We start from the raw sequence: 18,233 nt of genomic DNA on the forward strand, positions 1-18,233 counted from the left end.
GCTCGACCGTGAGGTGTCCCTGCGCCGGGTCCTCACCGACCCGGCGCAGGCCGGCGAGGCGAAGGCCGAACTGGCCGGGCGTCTTCTCAGCGGTCAGGTCAGCGGCACCACCGCCGACCTGGTGGCCGGTCTGGTGCGCTCCCGCTGGTCGCGTTCGCGCGACCTGGTCGACTCGATCGAGGAGCTGGCCGACACCGCCGACCTCACGGCGGCGCAGCGGCTGGGCAGGCTCGACGACGTCGAGGACGAGCTGTTCCGGTTCGGCCGGATCGTCGCCTCGGACACCGGGCTGCGTGCCGCGCTGACCGACCGCGGCGCCTCCGCCGCGGCCAAGGGCGAGCTGCTGCGCAGCCTGCTCGGCGGCCGGGCCGACGCCGTCACCGAGCGGCTGGTCACGCGCCTTGTGACCGCGCCCCGGGGACGTAGCCTGGAGTCGGGACTCGAATCCCTGTCCAAGCTCGCGGCCGACCGCCGTAACCGCATGGTCGCCGTCGTCACCTCGGCGGTTCCGCTGAGCGACGTGCAGAAGCAGCGCCTCGGCGCCGCCCTCGCGAAGCTCTACGGGCACCCCATGCACCTGAACCTGGACGTGGACCCCGAGGTCCTCGGCGGGATCCGGGTACAGGTCGGAGACGAGATCATCAACGGCTCCATCGCGGACCGGCTGGAAGCAGTCAGCCGCCGCATGGCGAGCTAGCAGCAATTTCATACGCGTACACCAGAAGTACCCGGAAGTTCAGTACACCGCAGTCAGTACACCGCAGTACTTACGGCCCTGGTTGGGCCGTGCAGAGGATTCCTGGGGGCCCGCGGCGCAGCCGCTGAGGGAAAAAGCCCCAGACCCCCCAAGAAAACTTCGGGCCCAACAAGGAGAGCAGGGAACCCAGATGGCGGAGCTCACGATCCGGCCGGAGGAGATCCGGGATGCGCTGGAGAACTTTGTCCAGTCGTACAAGCCGGACGCGGCCTCGCGCGAGGAGGTCGGTACGGTCACCCTTGCCGGCGACGGCATCGCGAAGGTCGAGGGCCTGCCCTCGGCCATGGCCAACGAACTGCTGAAGTTCGAGAACGGCACCCTCGGTCTCGCGCTGAACCTGGAAGAGCGCGAGATCGGTGCGGTCATCCTCGGTGAGTTCAGCGGTATCGAGGAGGGACAGCCGGTCACGCGTACCGGCGAGGTCCTGTCCGTGGCCGTCGGCGAGGGCTACCTCGGCCGCGTTGTCGACCCGCTCGGCGCCCCGATCGACGGTCTCGGCGAGATCGAGACGTCCGGACGCCGCGCGCTCGAACTGCAGGCACCGGGCGTCATGGCCCGTAAGTCGGTCCACGAGCCGATGGAGACCGGCTACAAGGCCGTCGACGCGATGACCCCGATCGGCCGTGGCCAGCGTCAGCTGGTCATCGGCGACCGTCAGACCGGCAAGACCGCGCTGGCCGTCGACACGATCATCAACCAGCGTGACAACTGGCGCACCGGCGACCCGAAGAAGCAGGTCCGCTGCGTCTACGTCGCCATCGGTCAGAAGGGCTCGACCATCGCCTCCGTGCGTGGCGCCCTCGAAGAGGCCGGCGCGCTGGAGTACACGACCATCGTCGCCGCCCCGGCGTCCGACCCGGCCGGCTTCAAGTACCTGGCGCCGTACACCGGCTCGGCCATCGGCCAGCAGTGGATGTACGAGGGCAAGCACGTCCTCATCATCTTCGACGACCTCTCGAAGCAGGCCGACGCCTACCGCGCCGTGTCCCTGCTGCTCCGCCGTCCGCCGGGGCGCGAGGCCTACCCCGGTGACGTCTTCTACCTGCACTCCCGTCTCCTTGAGCGTTGCGCGAAGCTCTCGGACGAGCTGGGCGCGGGCTCGATGACCGGTCTGCCGATCGTCGAGACGAAGGCCAACGACGTCTCGGCGTTCATCCCGACCAACGTCATCTCCATCACCGACGGCCAGTGCTTCCTGGAGTCGGACCTCTTCAACGCCGGTCAGCGCCCCGCGCTGAACGTCGGTATCTCCGTCTCCCGAGTCGGTGGTTCCGCGCAGCACAAGGCGATGAAGCAGGTCTCCGGCCGACTGCGCGTGGACCTCGCCCAGTTCCGTGAGCTGGAGGCGTTCGCCGCCTTCGGTTCCGACCTGGACGCCGCGTCGAAGTCGCAGCTGGACCGCGGTCAGCGGATGGTCGAGCTGCTCAAGCAGGCTCAGTACCAGCCGATGGCCACCGAGGACCAGGTCGTCTCCGTGTGGGCCGGTACCACCGGCAAGATGGACGACGTCCCGGTCGCCGACATCCGCCGCTTCGAGAAGGAGCTCCTTGAGTACCTGCACCGCAAGGAGCAGGGCCTCATGACCTCCATCAAGGAGGGCGGCAAGATGTCGGACGACACCCTGCAGGCCATCGCCGACGCGATCGCGGACTTCAAGAAGCAGTTCGAGACGTCGGACGGCAAGCTGCTCGGCGAGGACACCCCTGCCGCTGCGGGCAAGTGACGACGGAAGGGACCTGACTCATGGGAGCCCAGCTCCGGGTCTACAAGCGTCGCATCAAATCCGTCACCGCGACCAAGAAGATCACCAAGGCGATGGAGATGATCGCCGCCTCGCGTGTCGTCAAGGCGCAGCGCAAGGTACGGGCCTCCTCGCCGTACGCGACCGAGCTCACCCGCGCGGTCACGGCGGTCGGGACCGGTTCGAACACCAAGCACCCGCTGACCACGGAGGCCGAGACGGCGACCCGTGCCGCGGTGCTGCTCCTCACGAGCGACCGCGGACTGGCCGGCGCCTTCAACTCCAACGCCATCAAGGCGGCGGAGCAGCTGACCGCCCGTCTGGTGGCCGAGGGCAAGGAGGTCGACACGTACATCGTCGGCCGCCGCGGTCTCGCCCACTACAACTTCCGTGAGCGCAAGGTCTCGGAATCGTGGGCGGGCTTCACCGACGAGCCCTCGTACGCGGACGCGAAGAACGTCGCCGTTCCGCTGATCGAGGCCATCGAGAAGGAGACGGCGGAGGGCGGCGTGGACGAGATCCACATCGTCTACACCGAGTTCGTCTCGATGATGACGCAGACGGCTGTCGACAGCCGCCTGCTGCCGCTCAGCCTCGAAGAGGTGGCGGAGGAGTCGTCCAGCAAGGACGAGATCCTCCCGCTCTACGACTTCGAGCCGTCGGCGGAGGACGTCCTCGACGCCCTTCTGCCGCGGTACGTCGAGAGCCGTATCTACAACGCGCTGCTCCAGTCGGCTGCCTCCAAGCACGCCGCCACCCGCCGCGCGATGAAGTCGGCGACCGACAACGCGGGAGACCTGATCACTTCACTCTCCCGACTTGCCAACGCGGCCCGCCAGGCCGAAATCACCCAGGAAATCAGCGAGATCGTCGGTGGCACCGCAGCGCTGGCCGACGCGACCGCGGGGAGTGACAGGTAATGACGACGACAGTTGAGACGGCCGTTGCCACGGGCCGCGTCGCCCGGGTCATCGGCCCGGTCGTCGACGTGGAATTCCCCGTCGACGCCATGCCGGAGATCTACAACGCCCTTCACGTCGAGGTGGCCGACCCGGCCAACGCCGGCGAGAAGAAGACGCTGACCCTTGAGGTCGCCCAGCACCTGGGTGACGGTCTGGTCCGCACCATCTCCATGCAGCCCACCGACGGCCTGGTCCGCCAGGCCGCGGTGACCGACACGGGCACGGGCATCTCCGTCCCCGTCGGTGACTTCACCAAGGGCAAGGTGTTCAACACCCTCGGCGAGGTCCTGAACTCCGACGAGGCGTACGACGGCGACCGGTGGACCATCCACCGCAAGGCCCCCGCGTTCGACCAGCTTGAGTCGAAGACCGAGATGTTCGAGACGGGCCTGAAGGTCGTCGACCTGCTGACCCCGTACGTCAAGGGCGGCAAGATCGGTCTGTTCGGTGGTGCCGGTGTCGGCAAGACCGTGCTGATCCAGGAAATGATCATGCGTGTCGCCAACCTCCACGAGGGCGTCTCCGTCTTCGCGGGCGTCGGTGAGCGCACCCGTGAGGGCAACGACCTCATCGCGGAGATGGAAGAGAGCGGTGTTCTCGACAAGACCGCCCTCGTCTTCGGCCAGATGGACGAGCCCCCGGGCACCCGTCTGCGCGTGGCCCTGGCCGGTCTGACCATGGCGGAGTACTTCCGCGATGTGCAGAAGCAGGACGTGCTGTTCTTCATCGACAACATCTTCCGCTTCACGCAGGCCGGTTCCGAGGTCTCCACCCTGCTCGGCCGTATGCCGTCCGCGGTGGGTTACCAGCCGAACCTGGCCGACGAGATGGGTCAGCTGCAGGAGCGCATCACCTCGACGCGTGGTCACTCGATCACGTCGATGCAGGCGATCTACGTTCCCGCGGACGACCTGACCGACCCGGCCCCGGCCACCACGTTCGCCCACCTCGACGCGACGACGGTGCTCTCCCGTCCGATCTCCGAGAAGGGCATCTACCCGGCCGTGGACCCGCTGGACTCCACGTCCCGCATCCTGGACCCGCGCTACATCGCGCAGGACCACTACGACGCCGCCATGCGCGTCAAGACGGTCCTGCAGAAGTACAAGGACCTCCAGGACATCATCGCGATCCTCGGTATCGACGAACTGGGCGAGGAGGACAAGCTCGTCGTCCACCGTGCCCGTCGTGTGGAGCGCTTCCTGTCCCAGAACACCCACGCCGCCAAGCAGTTCACCGGTGTGGACGGGTCGGACGTTCCGCTGGAGGAGTCCATCGCGGCGTTCAACTCGATCATCGACGGGGAGTACGACCACTTCCCGGAGCAGGCGTTCTTCATGTGCGGTGGCATCGAGGACCTGAAGGCCAACGCCAAGGAACTCGGCGTTTCCTGAACCTCGCGTTCTGAGTGACAGGGGCGGGGCCGTGCCTCGCGGGGCGGGTCCCGCCCCTCTCACTACGCCCATTAGACTTTGACCCAACACCCGGCAGCGAACGCCGGGTGGTGACCCGAGGAGCCCACCTTGGCTGCTGAGCTGCATGTCGAGCTCGTCGCCGCGGACCGCAGTGTCTGGTCCGGCGAGGCCACCCTGGTCGTCGCGCGTACCACGTCCGGCGACATCGGCGTCATGCCCGGTCACCAGCCGCTGCTCGGTGTGCTGGAGTCGGGCCCGGTGACCATCCGTACGAGTGATGGTGGAACGGTCGTCGCCGCGGTGCACGGCGGTTTCATCTCTTTCGCGGACAACAAGCTGTCGCTGCTGGCCGAGATCGCCGAGCTGTCGGACGAGATCGACGTCCAGCGTGCGGAGCGGGCGTTCGAGCGCGCGAAGTCGGACGCCGACGCGTCCGCCGAGCGTCGCGCGGACGTGCGACTGCGGGCGGTGTCTGCGCACTGAAACCGGCGCGCAGAAGGAAGTGACTCAGCCGCGGCCAGGACCGGAGCTTTTCCGGACCGGGTCGCGGCTGAGGCGATGCGGGTGCTTTTTTCCTTTCCGTTACCTAGGAGACGAGGAGGTCGGTGTCGATGGTCCTCGCTCTGACTGTGGTCGGGTCGGTCGTACTGCTGGTGGCCCTCGGACTCTTCGTCTTCGGCCTGCGTCGCAGAGTGATCCAGCGGTCGGGCGGTACCTTCGACTGCAGCCTGCGGTGGGACGTCCCGGAGAAGACCGACACCAGTGGCAAGGGCTGGGGCTATGGCATCGCCCGCTACAGCGGTGACCGGATCGAGTGGTTCCGGGTCTTCTCGTACGCGCTTCGGCCGCGGCGCGTTCTTGAACGCTCGGCGATCGAGGTCGCGGGGCGGCGGGCGCCGGAGGGTGAGGAAGAGCTTGCGCTGCTGTCCGACGCGATCATCTTGACGTGCGTTCATCGTGGGACGCGGCTTGAGCTCGCGATGAGCGAGGATGCGCTGACCGGGTTCTTGGCTTGGCTTGAAGCCGCGCCGCCCGGGCAACGGGTGAATGTGGCTTAACCATTCACTCGCTGCCCGGGCGGTTTTGGCTTGCGCCGCTGGGGTCGGGGGTTGTCTGCGGCCCGGTGGGGGCTGGTCGCGCAGTTCCCCGCGCCCCTTACGGGGTTGCGCAGTTCCCCGCGCCCCTAACGGGGCCGGCAGTTGCCGCGCCCCCTACGGGGCTGTTAGTTGAGGCCGTTGTTGATGGCCGTTACCAGTTCGCCGTTCGTCGTGTCGCCGCTGAATTCCCAGAAGAACGCGCCGCCCAGGCCCTGGTTCTTGGCCCAGGTCATCTTCGAGCCGATGGTGGCCGGGGTGTCGTAGCTCCACCAGTTGTTGCCGCAGTAGGCGTAGGCCGTGCCGGCGATCGTGCCGGTGGCGGGGCAGGAGGTCTTGAGGATCTTGTAGTCCTCGATGCCCGCCTCGTACGTGCCCGGTGCCGCGCCGGTCGCCGTGCCGCCGGGGGCGGCCTGGGTGACGCCGGTCCAGCCGCGTCCGTAGAAGCCGATGCCGAGCAGCAGCTTCTTGGACGCCACGCCCTTGCTCTTGAGCTTGGCGATGGCGTCGGCCGAGTTGAAGCCGGCCGTCGGGATGCCGCTGTACGAGGTCAGCGGCGAGTGCGGGGCGGTCGGGCCCTTGGCGTTGAAGGCGCCGAAGTAGTCGTACGTCATCACGTTGTACCAGTCGAGGTACTGCGAGGCGCCGCCGTAGTCCGCGGCGTCGATCTTGCCGCCGGAGGAGCCGTCCGCCGTGATGGCGGCGGTGACCAGGTAGTTGGAGCCGAACTCGGTGCGCAGCGCCTGGGTGAGGGTCTTGAAGGAGCTGAAGCCGGACGTGTCGCAGCTCAGGCCGCAGGCGTTCGGGTACTCCCAGTCGATGTCGATGCCGTCGAAGACGTCGGCCCAGCGCGGGTCCTCGACGAGGGCCTTGCAGGAGGCGGCGAAGGCGGCCGGGTTGGCGGCGGCCTCACCGAAGCCGCCCGAGTAGGTCCAGCCGCCGAACGACCACAGCACCTTGATGTTCGGGTACTTGGCCTTCAGCTGGCGCAGCTGGTTGAAGTTGCCGCGCAGGGGCTGGTCCCAGGTGTCGGCGGTGCCGCTGACGGACTGGTCGGCGGTGTACGCCTTGTCGGTGGCGGCGTAGGAGTCGTCGAGGGTGCACTTGCCGCCCTTGACGTTGCCGAACGCGTAGTTGATGTGCGTGATCTTCGACGCGGAGCCGGAGCTGACCAGGTTCTTCACGTGGTAGTTGCGCCCGTAGACGCCCCACTCGGTGAAGTAGCCGAGCTTGACCTTGTCGCCGGTGGGCGGCGGGTCGGTGGTGCCGCCGGTGGTGTGCACGGCGGTCGCGCCGCTGACCGGACCGGTCTGGTCGGCCGTGTCACGCGCCTGCACGGTGTACGAGTAGTCGGTGCCGGCGGTCAGACCGGTGTCGCTGTACGAGGTCCCGGTCACCGTGGCGACCTTGGCGCCGTCGCGCAGGACGTCGTAGTTCTTGATGCCCTTGTCGTCGGTGGCCGCGCTCCAGGAGAGCTTCACCGAGGTGTTGGTGATGTCGGAGGCGGTGGGCTTGCCCGGGGCGGAGGGCGCGCTGTCGCCGGGGACCGTGGGTCCGCCGTCACAGCTGCCGCCGTTGAGCTTGCAGTTGGCGGGGGAGCCGGTGCCCGCGCCGTTGAAGCCGAAGGAGAGGGAGGCGCCCGGTGCGAGGGTGCCGTTCCAGGACTTGTTCTTGGCGGTCCAGTGGGTGCCGGAGCTGGTGACGTCGGCGTCCCACGCGGAGGTGACCGAGGTGCCCGAGGGGAAGTCCCACTCGACGGTCCAGGAGCTGAGGGCCGTGGTGCCGGTGTTCTTGACGGTCCACTTGCCCTCGAAGCCGGTTCCCCAGTCCTGGGTCTTGGCGTAGGTGGCGGTCGCCGACGTGGCGGCGGAGGCGGGGCTCGCGAGCCCGACCAGGGCGGCGAACGGCAGCAGCAGGGTGGTGAACCCCGCTATGGCTCTGTGACCGAGTCTGCGTCTGAGGCGCATCCGCGTCTCCTTGGGGGAGTTTTATGAGGTGCGCAGGACAATAGAAAGGTCTGGACCATAGGTCAATAGGTCCAGACCACTGTTGGGGTGCGGTGCGACTACTTGTTACACGCCCAACTCCTGGGCCAGTACGGCCGCCTGCACCCGGCTGCGCAGTCCCAGCTTCCCCAGGAGGCGGCTGACGTGCGTCTTCACCGTTGCCTCCGCCATGTCGAGACGTACGCCGATCTGCGCGTTCGACAGGCCCTCGCCCAGACAGGACAGGACCTCCCGTTCGCGCCGGGTCAGCGCGTCCAGGACCGCCGGGTCCGCCGACGGTTCACGCACGGGCCGCGCGGCGAACTCGGCGATCAGCCGGCGGGTGACCGCGGGGGAGATCAGCCCCTCGCCGCCCGCCACCGTGCGCACCGCCTCGATGAGCCCGCGGGCTTCGGTGTTCTTCAGCAGGAAGCCGGCGGCGCCCGCGCGCAGCGCGCCGAACACGTACGCGTCCAGGTCGAACGTGGTCAGTACGAGGACATCGGCGAGGCCCTCCCCGACGACCTGGTGGGTGGCCGCGACACCGTCCAGGCGGGGCATCTGGACGTCCATCAGGACCAGGTCCGGGCGCAGTTCCCTGGCCATGGCCACCGCCTGCTCGCCGTCCGCGGCCTCGCCGACCACCTCGATGTCGGGGGCGCTGCCCAGGATGAGGACGAGACCGGCGCGTACGGCGGACTGGTCCTCGGCGACGAGCACGCGGATCATGCGGTTTCTCCTTCGGTGATCGGGAGCGTGGCGCGGACCGTCCACACTCGGCCGCCCGTCGCGTCCCGCGGGCCGGCCGGCAAGTCCTCGGTTCCGGGGCCGGCCTCGAACGTGCCCTGCAGCAGGGCGACCCGCTCACGCATGCCGATCAGGCCCGCGCCCGAACCGGGGGCGCGGGGGCCGTCGCGCCGGGCGTCCTTGAACGGACTGGTCACCCGTACCTCCAGGGCTTGGTCGCGCTGGACGAGGGAGACGGTGACCCGGCCGGGGGAGGCGTGCTTGAGGGCGTTGGTCAGGGACTCCTGCACGATGCGGTAGGCGGCCAGTTCGACCGGGGCAGGGAGCGCGGTGCGGGCGCAGTCGAGGGCGACGTCCAGGCCGTTGGCGCGGGCGTGCTCCACCAGGGAGGCGAGGCCGTCCAGGGTGGGCGCGGCGGCCGGCTCGGTGTCCCCGCTGCTGTCGCGCAGGATGCCGATGAGACGGCGCATCTCGGCAAGCCCCTCGACGCTGTTCTCGCGGATCACGCCGAGCGCCTGCTGCGAGGTGTCCGGGTCGTCCAGGGAGAGCGCGGCCGTGGAGTGGATGGCGATGGCCGACAGGTGGTTGGCCACCATGTCGTGCAACTCCCGGGCCATCCGGGCGCGTTCGGCGGTGACGGCCTGGACGCGGTCGATCTCCGCAAGCAGTGCGGTCTGTTCGGCGCGCAGCCGGGCGGCCTCGGCGGCGTCGCGGTGGTTGCGGACCACCCAGCCGGTCGCGCCGGGCGTGAACGACACGACCCCGATGACCACGCCGATCAGCAGCGCCTGCGGGGTCCGCCAGACGGCGAGCGGCACCACCGTGCCGAGCACCGTGAGCGCCCCGCTGATCCACAGGACGCGGCGGGCGGTGGCGGGCGGGCCGTACAGGACGGCCGCGTACACGAGGTCCGTGAACATCACGACCGTCGCCAGGCTGCCCTGGGTGACGGTGTCGACGGTCAGGGCGGCGACGCCGACCAGCAGGCCCGTGCGCGGACGGGTCCGGCGCAGCAGCTCGCAGGCGGCCACCGCGGCGAGCGGCAGCAGGATCGGCCAGCGGCCCGACCAGAGCACGATCGGGTCGGAGGCCGGGCGGGTGCCGAGGCCGACGGCCCACAGGAGGAGTCCGCCGAGCAGTCCCGCCAGCGCGATGCGCACGTCGTCGCGGTGCGGGCGGAGGGGTCGCAGGGCCATGACTCCATCCAACACGGCGGGTCCGCTCGTCGCCTGATGCCGCAGGACGGTCCGCCGGTACATCGAAGGATGCAGTACGACTTCGTCACTGCCGACGACGATCGAGGGCGCCGCCCACGCGAGCCTTGAAGGGTGACCGAGAGGAGTTCGTCGTGGTCGTCACGCTGATCGTGGTGTGTGAGGTCGGCTTCTGGGTGCTGCTGGCCGGCGGGCTGGCCTTCCGCTACCTGCTGAGGATGCCCCGCACGGGGCTGGCGCTGCTCCTGTGCGAGCCGCTGCTTGAAGTCGTGCTGCTGGTGGTCACCGCGCTGGACCTCAAGGCCGGGGCCGAACCGAACTGGACGCACGGGCTGGCCGCGCTGTACATCGGGTACACCGTCGGGCACGGGCATCGGACCGTGAAGTGGCTCGACGGGCATGCGGCGCACCGGTTCGGCGGTGCGCCTCGGCCGGCGGGGCCGCCGCGATACGGGATGGCCCGGGCGCGGCATGAGGGGCGGGTGTGGGTCGGGACCGTGGTGGGGGCTGCCGTTGCCACGGCTCTGCTGCAGATCGCGATCTGGTACGTCGGTGACCCTGCGCGGGTCGCTTCGCTGGAGAGTTGGCGGTATGTGGCCTGGCGGGCTGCCGGGGTCCACGGGGTGGTGGCGTTGACGTATCTGGTGTTTCCGAAGAAGTCGCCGGCGCCGCCGGCGCCTGCGGCGGGCGGGACGAAGGGGTAGGGGTGGCTGGGGTGCGGTTCTTGGGTGCGGGTCCGGTGGGGGCTTGTCGCGCAGTTCCCCGCGCCCCTTAAAAGCGACAGGATTGCGCCGTTCCCCACGCCCCTGGAGACGAAAGGCGACAGGATTGCGCCGTTCCCCGCGCCCCTGAAGGGCGCGCCCCTAGTCTCGGTCGCCGCCCGGGATCCACAGGACGTCTCCTACCTCCTTGTTCGCTGTTCTGGCCAGGATGAAGAGGAGGTCCGAGAGGCGGTTGAGGTAGGTCGCCGTGAGGGGGTTCATGACGTCCGCGTGGGATTCCAGGGCCGTCCACGTCGAGCGTTCCGCGCGGCGGACCACCGTGCAGGCCTGGTGGAGCAGGGCCGCTCCGGGTGTGCCGCCGGGGAGGATGAAGGAGCGCAGCTTCTCCAGTTGTTCGTTGAAGCGGTCGCAGTCCGCCTCCAGCTTGTCGATGTAGAACTGCTCGACGCGCAGGGGCGGGAACTCGGGGTTCTCCACGACCGGCGTCGACAGGTCCGCCCCCACGTCGAACAGGTCGTTCTGGACGCGGGAGAGGACCTTCACGATCTCCTCGTCGAGGTCGCCCAGCGCGATCGCCGTGCCGAGGGCCGCGTTCGCCTCGTTGGCGTCGGCGTACGCCGAGATCCGCGGATCCGTCTTGGCGGTGCGGCTCATGTCGCCGAGGGCGGTGGTGCCCTGGTCGCCGGTCCTGGTGTAGATGCGCGTCAGATTGACCATGCGGCCAGCGTAGTTACGCCCCGGCCGTTCGGAACACGCGTGTGCCCACTGTCACGGCGAGTCCCGCGAATCCGACGGCGACGAGGATCCCGTACGCCATGGAGGCGGTGGCGTACGAGCCGGCGTACGCGTCCCGCATCGCGTCCACCAGGTAGCGGAACGGCATGACGTGCGAGAGGGCGTCCAGCCAGCCCGGGGCCAGCGACATGGGCAGCATCAGGCCGGACAGGAGCATGGACGGCATGGTCAGGGCGTTGATCGTCGGGCCGAAGGTGTGGGGCGAGCTGACGCGCATGGCCAGCGCGTAGGAGAGCGAGGCCAGCGAGACCGTCAGGAGGGCGACGAAGGCGAAGCCGATCAGGATGCCCGCCACGGGTGCACGCAGGCCCATCACCAGGGCGGCCAGGACCAGCAGGACCGCCTGGAAGACGAAGACGGCCGTGTCACGCAGCACCCGGCCGAGCAGGAGCGCGAGCCGGCTGACCGGGGTGACGCGCATCCGCTCCACGACCCCGTGGTTCTTCTCCACGATGATCATGAATCCGGCGAACGCGGCGCCGAACAGGCCGAGCTGCAGCAGCAGTCCCGGTACGAGGATCTGCCAGGAACTCCCGCCGCCGCCCAGGGGCAGACCGGTGAGCAGGGGGCCGAAGAAGAGCAGGTACAGCAGCGGCATGAGGACGCCGAAGAGCATCGCGAATCGGGAGCGCAGGGTCTGGCGGAGATAGCGCCCGAAGATGAGCGCGGTGTCCTGGAGCAGCATGGGCAGGTCACTTCCTCGATGGCCGGAGGCCGGCGGCCGGACGGTCAGACGGTTGCGGGGGCGGGAGCAGCCGGTTCCGGGGTGCGGCCGGTGATCGCCAGGAACGTGTCCTGGAGGGTCGCGTCGATCGATCCCCCGTACCGGAGCTTGAGCGCGCTCGGCGTGCCCTCCGCGACCACGACACCCCCGTCGACGATCACGAGCCGGTCGGCGAGCGCGTCCGCCTCGTCGAGGTAGTGCGTGGTGAGGACGACCGTGGTGCCGTGCTCGGTACGCAGGCGGCGGACGAGGTCCCAGAGGTCGGCGCGGCTCGCCGGGTCGAGGCCGGTGGTCGGCTCGTCGAGGAAGAGCACCTTCGGGCGGTGGACGAGGCCGAGCGCGATGTCGAGACGGCGGCGCCGGCCGCCGGAGAGCGCCGCCGTCTTCCGGTCGAGGAGGTCGGTCAGGCCGAGGTCGCGGGCCAGTTCGTCGGCGCGCTCCACCGCCTGCCGCTTCGTCAGACGGTAGAGGCGGCCCTGCGTGACCAGTTCCTCCCGTACGGAGACCTGGGGGTCGACGCCGCCCGACTGCGCCACGTACCCGCACGCGCGGCGCACGCCCGCCGGGTCGCCGGCCAGGTCGTGGCCCGCGACGGTGGCGGCGCCGCCGGTGGGGGCCAGCAGGGTCGTGAGCATCCGGAGCGTGGTCGTCTTGCCGGCGCCGTTCGGGCCGAGGAGGCCGAGGATCTCGCCCGGCGCCACGGTGAGGTCGATGCCGCGGACCGCCTCGACGGGGCCGCGCTTGGTCGGGAACGTCCGGGCCAGGCCGGCCGTGCTGATGATGGGCATGTGCCAAGAAAAACAGAGCCATAGCAATTTTGCAATGCCTCCAAAATTTGAGGGAGCCCAGAAAATCCCGGTCCGGCCTACGATGAGGCCATGGCAGAGGGGCTCAGGGAGCGGAAGAAGCGCGAGACCAGGCAGCGCATCTCGGACATCGCCACGGGACTGTTCCTGGAGCACGGCTTCGTCACCGTGACGATGGTCGACGTCGCGGACGCCGCCGATGTCTCCGTGAACACCGTGTACAACTACTTCCCGGCCAAGGAGGACCTCTTCTTCGACCGCAGCAAGGGCGTGATCGACCGGCTCTCGCGCTGGGTGCGCGGCCGGGACCCCGGCGAGTCGGCCGCCGCCGCCGTCCTGCGCGAACTGCGCGAGGAGGTCGAGTCGGTCTCGCCGCGGGTCGGCCTGATGGAGGGGTACGACCGGTTCATGCGCGTCATCCACGACGCGCCGGCCCTGCGCTCCCGGCTGTGGAGTCTCCAGCAGGAGGTCCACGACCACCTGGCGGACACCCTGCGCGAGGAGACGGGCGCGGCCCTCGACGATCCGATGCCCGGGCTGATGGCGGGCCAGATCGGCTGGCTCCACCAGACCGTCATGAGCACCGTCGGGCGCGAGATGATCGCCGGGCGCGCACCGGCCGAGGTCTCCCGCGAAGTGCTGACCCTCCTGGACGGCATGGAGGACCTTTTGAGTGAGAAGGTCCTCAACTACGCCGTACGGGCGGCGGAATGAGCCGCCCGGTGTGATGTCCGTCAGATGAGACGTGACGCGCATTACTTAGCGGTCACACGGCACCTCACGAGCGCTATGGTCCGCCGGAGAGGCAACTCGAAGACGTGTTGTTCGGGGCCCTCTCGCGATGTCAACGCCAGTCGTCCCGGTCGGCTCCTCGCCGGCCGGAGTTCCGGGGTCGCGCGGCGGTAGCCGCACATCGACGCGGTCCCGGGGAAGAAGCAGCAGGGGAGTCGGACAGTGGCAGGGAAGCTCGCCGTCATCGGGGCCGGACTCATGGGGTCCGGTATCGCCCAGGTCGCCGCACAGGCGGGCTGGGACGTCGTCCTGCGGGATGTCACCGACGCGGCGCTGACCCGTGGCACCGACGGCATCAAGGCCTCGTACGACAAGTTCGTGAGCAAGGGGAAGCTGGACGCGGGGGCGGCCGAGCAGGCGCTGGGCCGCATCACCACGACCACCGACCTGGACGCGGTCGCCGACGTCGACATCGTCGTCGAGGCCGTGTTCGAGAAGCTGGAAGTCAAGCACAAGATCTTCCGTACGCTCGACAAGCTGGTGAAGGACGAGACCGTACTCGCCTCCAACACCTCCGCCATCCCGATCACCAAGATCGCGGCGGCCACCGAGCGCCCGGAGCGGGTCGTCGGCGTCCACTTCTTCTCGCCGGTGCCGATGATGCAGCTCTGCGAACTGGTCCGCGGCTACAAGACCAGCGACGAAGCGCTCGCCACCGCCCGGGAGTTCGCCGAGTCGGTCGGCAAGACCTGCATCGTCGTCAACCGCGACGTGGCCGGCTTCGTCACCACCCGGCTCATCTCGGCGCTCGTCGTCGAGGCGGCCAAGCTGTACGAGTCGGGCGTGGCGACCGCCGAGGACATCGACCTGGCCTGCAAGCTGGGCTTCGGTCACGCCATGGGACCGCTCGCCACCGCCGACCTCACGGGCGTCGACATCCTGCTGCACGCGGCGAGCAACATCTACACCGAGTCCCAGGACGAGAAGTTCGCCCCGCCGGAGCTGATGCGCCGGATGGTTGACGCCGGTGACATCGGACGCAAGAGCGGGCAGGGCTTCTACACGTACTGACCCACGTACCGGCTCCGCGTGGTGAACCACGACCCGTCACACCGTCACTCGTCAGGGTGATTTGGGTATCGGTTCGCTCACGGACGGCAACTTCTGCCCCGGTACGGCAGTCAGTCCTGGCAACACCTCGCACCACAGGACAGACGAAGACGCCGAGTACGAAAAACGCACTCTCGGGGAGCGCATATGCACATCAGGGGCGACCACGCCGAGCTGGTCGTCGGGGGCCGCCTCGACGTCCGCAGCGCGGCGGACGCCCGTACGGTCCTGCACACGGCCATCGACGACGGCGTCGGTGACCTGGTGCTCGACCTGTCAGAGCTGGACTCCTGGGACGCCACCGGACTCGGTGTCATCATGGGAGCCCACCGGCGGGCGGGGCGGTGCGGCCGGAGGCTTGTGCTGCGCGGCGTCAAGCCGCAGATGCAGCGCCTGCTGGTGGCCACCCGCCTCCACCGCATCCTGGCGATCGAGGGCGGTATCGGGGTCGAGTCACTGCCCCGGGTGTGAGGCCGCGCGTCACTGCCGCAAACGGCGAAGATCGGATCGGAAGCGGCGTACGAAACCCGTACCTCGCGAACAATCCTCACGAAGCTGTGACGTCTCGGACGGCGCGGTACCCCGTGTGTTCGTAGATACTGTGCGAAGGTTTAGGGTTCGCGTGCCCGCGTGTTGATGAACCCGTCAGTGGGCACCGGACCAGAAGCGACAGCGCAGTGTGCGGCAGGCCGGAGGGGGCTCGCACACGACGCTTTTGGGGGGCTTGGACCTATGGACCCGATCAACCGGGGACCCGAAGACCACGGTCACGACGACGATTCGGCGCCACGACAGCGCCCACCGCGCGAGCCGTTGACGCACGCGCTGGGGCAGGGTGGCGTCCAGCACACACCCGCACCGGCCCGCATCGTCCGGGTGGTCGCGGGCGACCACCTGCTCACCGTCAATCCCGTCGACGGCAGCGAGATCGAGCTCTGCCCGCCGGGCGAGCGGCCGCCGCGGCCCACGAAGTTCAGCGCCGCCGAGCGGACCGAGCACACCCGCTCCGCACGGCCGCCCGTCCCGCCCGGGGCGCCGGGGCCCGGACTGCCGCTCCTGGAGCGCCAGGAGGAGCGTGAGCGGCTCGTACGGCTGCTCGCCCGAGGCCGCTCCGTACGGCTCACCGGACCCTCGGGCTCGGGCCGCACCGTGCTGCTGGACGCCGTCGCCGACGACTGCGCGGACCTCGCACCCGACGGCGTGATCCGCCTCAGCGGCCACCGCCGCACGGCGGACGACCTGCTGCACGACCTCTTCGCCGCCGTGTACGACGCTCCGCTGTACCGGCCGGAACAGGACGAACTGCTCGCACTCGTCCACGAGATCGGCGCGGTCGTCGTCCTGGACGACATCGAGTTCGGCGGCAACGCGCTCGAAGACCTGCTCGACGCCACACCCGAGTGCGCCTTCCTGGTCTCCGCGACACCCGACATCGCCGCGCCGGCCGCCGACTCGCTCCTCGAAGAGGTCTTCCTCAGCGGTCTCGGCCGCGCCGGCGGACTCGAACTGCTGGAGCGTGCCGTCGGCCGCGTCCTCACCGAGGAGGAGGCCAACTGGGCGGGCGACCTCTGGTTCGAGTCCGAGGGCCTCCCGCTGCGCTTCGTCCAGGCAGGTGCCCTGCTGCGGCAGCGCGATCAGCTGAGCACCGACCCGGAGGCCTTCGACGACTTCGGCCGCTACTCCGGCGAGTACGACGACGCGTCCTCGCAGACCTACCCGGACGCACCCGCGGACGCCTCCGCCGAAGCGTCCGGCACCGAGGACCGCCACGAGGTACCGCTGCCCTCGCTCGCCGAGGGGGCCGCGCCCGCCGCGCTGCTCGCCTCCCGGCTCAGCGAGTCGGCCCGCGCCACCCTGCGCTTCGCCGTCGCCCTGGGCGGCGAGGTGCCGCACCAGGCGCACCTGCCCGCCATCGTGGGGCACACGCACGCGGACGCCGCGCTCTCGGAGCTCGTCGGCTGCGCGCTCGTCACCCCGGTCGGCTCGCACTACCGGCTCGCGGCCGGTGTGCAGACCCAGCTGGAGAGCGCCGGATACGCCGCGGACGCCGAGGAGACCGCCCGCGCCGCCGCCCGGCACTACGCCTGGTGGGCCGGGCACCCGTCCGTCACCCCGGAGCGGGTCTGCGCCGAGGCGGACGCCGTGCTCGCCGCACTGGCCGCCCTGGTGCCGCTGACCGTGCCGCCGGCCGAGGACGAGGAGCGGGCCACGGCGGTGGAGCTGGCCCGGACGGCCGCGCCCGCCTTCGCCGCGGGACTGCACTGGAGCGCCTGGGAGCGCGCGCTGCGCTCCGGGAGCGAGGCCGCCCGGCTCGCCGGCGAGGTCTCGGATCAAGCCTATTTCCACCACGAGTTGGGCATCCTCGCGCTCTGCGGCGGACAGCTCGACCGGGCCCGCGCCGAACTGGAGGCCTCGGTCGGCCTGCGCGGCGCCCTCGCCGACAAGCGCGGCACCGTCGCGGGCCGGCGCGCCCTGGCCCTGGTCGCGGACCGCTCGGGCTTCGCCGGCCTTCCGGCCGCGTTCGGGCAGGGGGGACTCGCGGCACTGCCCGCGGGCTCCGGATCGACGTCCGGCGAGGAGGTGCCCGACGCGCGGTACGAGGAGTCGGCGTCCCCGCCCGGCGGTGTACCGGCCGCGCTCGCGGCGGTCCCCTCGCTGCAGGGACCCGGCGAGCCCGCCACGCTGATCACGCACCGCACCGGGGCCACCTCGTCGGCGAAGGCGGGCGGAGTGAAGACGGGCGGGGTGAAGGGCCTGGTCAACGGCACCCGGCGCAATCTGGTGGCCGCCGGCGCGGGCGCCCTGCTCGCCGCCGTGCTCGGCACGGTGGTGACGCTCGGAGCGACCTCCAACCCCGACGACAACACCCCGTCGGAGAAGGTCGGCGTCACCCCGTCGGCCAGCGCGGACGACGACGGCGAAGGGCTCGGCGCGGACCGGCCGAAGAAGGGCAGCAGCGACGTGGAGTCGACGGCCCGGCCAACCGATCCGGGCAAGGACGGCGTCCTCGGGACCTCGGACGACCCGACCCCGACGTCGACCGGCGAGCCGTCGGACGACCCGAGCGGGTCGAAGGACCCGAGCCCGACCAAGTCCACGACGAAGCCGCCGTCGTCCACGACGAAGCCGCCGACCTCGCCGAAGCCTTCGGGCACGACGAAGCCGCCGACGAGTTCCACGCCCACTCCGACGCCGACCGAGTCCGAGCCCTCCGGGGAGCCCAGCGAGACCCCGCCGTCCACCCCGTCGACCTCCGACTCGGCCAGTGGCCCCGCGTCCAGCCCGGCCACGAGCAGCAGCTCCGCGAGCAGCCCGGCGGACAGCGGTACGGCCGGGTCGCCGACGGTGATCTGAGGCGCCGCACGAGCGCGTACGACTGCGCGTACGACTGCGTGTACGGCATGACGGTGGGCCGGGACCTGTGAAAGG

Annotated in this window: 17 protein-coding genes; 11 read left to right on the forward strand and 6 right to left on the reverse strand. The window is 70.1% G+C overall.

What is annotated here, in order from left to right:
- From ACFWGJ_RS28290 to ACFWGJ_RS28315, 6 genes are all read left to right on the forward strand, one after another.
- Positions 1-697, forward strand: a 697-nt coding sequence (locus tag ACFWGJ_RS28290; RefSeq protein WP_387330053.1) for a F0F1 ATP synthase subunit delta, incomplete at its 5' end; no start/stop codon positions are given.
- 190 nt (positions 698-887) lie between these two features.
- The gene (atpA, locus tag ACFWGJ_RS28295; RefSeq protein ID WP_387330056.1) at positions 888-2,480 is read left to right on the forward strand and encodes a F0F1 ATP synthase subunit alpha; all 1,593 of its coding nucleotides are present in this window, start codon (positions 888-890) and stop codon (positions 2,478-2,480) included.
- A 20-nt stretch (positions 2,481-2,500) separates the two neighbouring features.
- Positions 2,501-3,418: a F0F1 ATP synthase subunit gamma gene (locus ACFWGJ_RS28300; RefSeq protein WP_387330060.1), complete on the forward strand. Its 918-nt coding sequence runs from the start codon at positions 2,501-2,503 to the stop codon at positions 3,416-3,418.
- Positions 3,418-4,854 carry a F0F1 ATP synthase subunit beta gene (atpD, locus tag ACFWGJ_RS28305; protein ID WP_387330063.1) on the forward strand — a complete coding sequence of 479 codons (1,437 nt, stop codon included), beginning with the start codon at positions 3,418-3,420 and terminating at the stop codon, positions 4,852-4,854. The genes ACFWGJ_RS28300 and atpD overlap by 1 nt, the downstream gene beginning before the upstream one ends.
- Positions 4,855-4,983: 129 nt before the next feature.
- Entirely contained in the window at positions 4,984-5,358 is a 375-nt protein-coding gene (locus tag ACFWGJ_RS28310) for a F0F1 ATP synthase subunit epsilon (protein ID WP_107021294.1), read from the forward strand.
- 128 nt (positions 5,359-5,486) lie between these two features.
- Positions 5,487-5,933 carry a DUF2550 domain-containing protein gene (locus ACFWGJ_RS28315; protein ID WP_189773465.1) on the forward strand — a complete coding sequence of 149 codons (447 nt, stop codon included), beginning with the start codon at positions 5,487-5,489 and terminating at the stop codon, positions 5,931-5,933.
- A 164-nt stretch (positions 5,934-6,097) separates the two neighbouring features.
- Here ACFWGJ_RS28315 and ACFWGJ_RS28320 read toward each other — a convergent pair whose 3' ends face one another.
- The 3 genes from ACFWGJ_RS28320 to ACFWGJ_RS28330 all read right to left on the reverse strand — a co-directional run bounded on the left by ACFWGJ_RS28320 (position 6,098) and on the right by ACFWGJ_RS28330 (position 9,897).
- Positions 6,098-7,936 carry a glycosyl hydrolase family 18 protein gene (locus tag ACFWGJ_RS28320; RefSeq protein ID WP_381832857.1) on the reverse strand — a complete coding sequence of 613 codons (1,839 nt, stop codon included), beginning with the start codon at positions 7,934-7,936 and terminating at the stop codon, positions 6,098-6,100.
- A 105-nt stretch (positions 7,937-8,041) separates the two neighbouring features.
- Positions 8,042-8,683, reverse strand: coding sequence for a response regulator (locus ACFWGJ_RS28325; protein WP_387330067.1), 642 nt, complete (start codon positions 8,681-8,683; stop codon positions 8,042-8,044).
- Positions 8,680-9,897, reverse strand: a complete 1,218-nt coding sequence (locus ACFWGJ_RS28330; RefSeq protein ID WP_387330070.1) for a sensor histidine kinase — start codon at positions 9,895-9,897, stop codon at positions 8,680-8,682. The genes ACFWGJ_RS28325 and ACFWGJ_RS28330 overlap by 4 nt, the downstream gene beginning before the upstream one ends.
- 152 nt (positions 9,898-10,049) lie before the next feature.
- On the opposite strand from ACFWGJ_RS28330, the gene ACFWGJ_RS28335 reads away from it, so the two are divergent.
- Entirely contained in the window at positions 10,050-10,619 is a 570-nt protein-coding gene (locus ACFWGJ_RS28335; protein ID WP_387330072.1) for a hypothetical protein, read from the forward strand.
- A gap of 159 nt (positions 10,620-10,778) precedes the next feature.
- Here the strand turns inward: ACFWGJ_RS28335 and ACFWGJ_RS28340 are convergent, their stop codons facing one another.
- The 3 genes from ACFWGJ_RS28340 to ACFWGJ_RS28350 are packed head-to-tail and all read right to left on the reverse strand — an operon-like array spanning position 10,779 to position 12,944.
- The gene (locus ACFWGJ_RS28340) at positions 10,779-11,354 is read right to left on the reverse strand and encodes a cob(I)yrinic acid a,c-diamide adenosyltransferase (protein ID WP_387330075.1); all 576 of its coding nucleotides are present in this window, start codon (positions 11,352-11,354) and stop codon (positions 10,779-10,781) included.
- Between the two features lie 13 nt (positions 11,355-11,367).
- A complete protein-coding gene (locus tag ACFWGJ_RS28345) occupies positions 11,368-12,117 on the reverse strand; it encodes an ABC transporter permease (RefSeq protein ID WP_387330078.1) in 750 nt (249 codons plus the stop codon).
- A gap of 44 nt (positions 12,118-12,161) precedes the next feature.
- Positions 12,162-12,944 (reverse strand): ABC transporter ATP-binding protein, encoded by a 783-nt coding sequence (locus tag ACFWGJ_RS28350; RefSeq protein WP_387330081.1) that lies wholly within the window; start codon positions 12,942-12,944, stop codon positions 12,162-12,164.
- 90 nt (positions 12,945-13,034) lie between these two features.
- On the opposite strand from ACFWGJ_RS28350, the gene ACFWGJ_RS28355 reads away from it, so the two are divergent.
- From ACFWGJ_RS28355 to ACFWGJ_RS28370, 4 genes are all read left to right on the forward strand, one after another.
- Positions 13,035-13,676 carry a TetR/AcrR family transcriptional regulator gene (locus ACFWGJ_RS28355; protein WP_387330084.1) on the forward strand — a complete coding sequence of 214 codons (642 nt, stop codon included), beginning with the start codon at positions 13,035-13,037 and terminating at the stop codon, positions 13,674-13,676.
- 240 nt (positions 13,677-13,916) lie between these two features.
- Entirely contained in the window at positions 13,917-14,765 is an 849-nt protein-coding gene (locus ACFWGJ_RS28360) for a 3-hydroxyacyl-CoA dehydrogenase family protein (protein WP_387330087.1), read from the forward strand.
- A 186-nt stretch (positions 14,766-14,951) separates the two neighbouring features.
- Positions 14,952-15,275, forward strand: coding sequence for an STAS domain-containing protein (locus ACFWGJ_RS28365; protein ID WP_107021287.1), 324 nt, complete (start codon positions 14,952-14,954; stop codon positions 15,273-15,275).
- 261 nt (positions 15,276-15,536) lie between these two features.
- A complete protein-coding gene (locus tag ACFWGJ_RS28370; protein WP_387330091.1) occupies positions 15,537-18,158 on the forward strand; it encodes an ATP-binding protein in 2,622 nt (873 codons plus the stop codon).
- Positions 18,159-18,233 lie beyond the last annotated feature (75 nt).

Source organism: Streptomyces sp. NPDC060205 (assembly GCF_042728395.1).
In the GTDB taxonomy this organism is placed as follows: domain Bacteria; phylum Actinomycetota; class Actinomycetes; order Streptomycetales; family Streptomycetaceae; genus Streptomyces.

Bases quoted from the DNA above. Each gene is read 5' to 3' on its own strand.
- atpA (WP_387330056.1), top strand. From the start codon at position 888: ATGGCGGAGCTCACGATCCGGCCGGAGGAGATCCGGGATGCGCTGGAG.
- ACFWGJ_RS28300 (WP_387330060.1), top strand. From the start codon at position 2,501: ATGGGAGCCCAGCTCCGGGTCTACAAGCGTCGCATCAAATCCGTCACC.
- atpD (WP_387330063.1), top strand. From the start codon at position 3,418: ATGACGACGACAGTTGAGACGGCCGTTGCCACGGGCCGCGTCGCCCGG.
- ACFWGJ_RS28315 (WP_189773465.1), top strand. From the start codon at position 5,487: ATGGTCCTCGCTCTGACTGTGGTCGGGTCGGTCGTACTGCTGGTGGCC.
- ACFWGJ_RS28320 (WP_381832857.1), bottom strand. From the start codon at position 7,936: ATGCGCCTCAGACGCAGACTCGGTCACAGAGCCATAGCGGGGTTCACC.
- ACFWGJ_RS28325 (WP_387330067.1), bottom strand. From the start codon at position 8,683: ATGATCCGCGTGCTCGTCGCCGAGGACCAGTCCGCCGTACGCGCCGGT.
- ACFWGJ_RS28330 (WP_387330070.1), bottom strand. From the start codon at position 9,897: ATGGCCCTGCGACCCCTCCGCCCGCACCGCGACGACGTGCGCATCGCG.
- ACFWGJ_RS28340 (WP_387330075.1), bottom strand. From the start codon at position 11,354: ATGGTCAATCTGACGCGCATCTACACCAGGACCGGCGACCAGGGCACC.
- ACFWGJ_RS28345 (WP_387330078.1), bottom strand. From the start codon at position 12,117: ATGCTGCTCCAGGACACCGCGCTCATCTTCGGGCGCTATCTCCGCCAG.
- ACFWGJ_RS28350 (WP_387330081.1), bottom strand. From the start codon at position 12,944: ATGCCCATCATCAGCACGGCCGGCCTGGCCCGGACGTTCCCGACCAAG.
- ACFWGJ_RS28355 (WP_387330084.1), top strand. From the start codon at position 13,035: ATGGCAGAGGGGCTCAGGGAGCGGAAGAAGCGCGAGACCAGGCAGCGC.
- ACFWGJ_RS28365 (WP_107021287.1), top strand. From the start codon at position 14,952: ATGCACATCAGGGGCGACCACGCCGAGCTGGTCGTCGGGGGCCGCCTC.
- ACFWGJ_RS28370 (WP_387330091.1), top strand. From the start codon at position 15,537: ATGGACCCGATCAACCGGGGACCCGAAGACCACGGTCACGACGACGAT.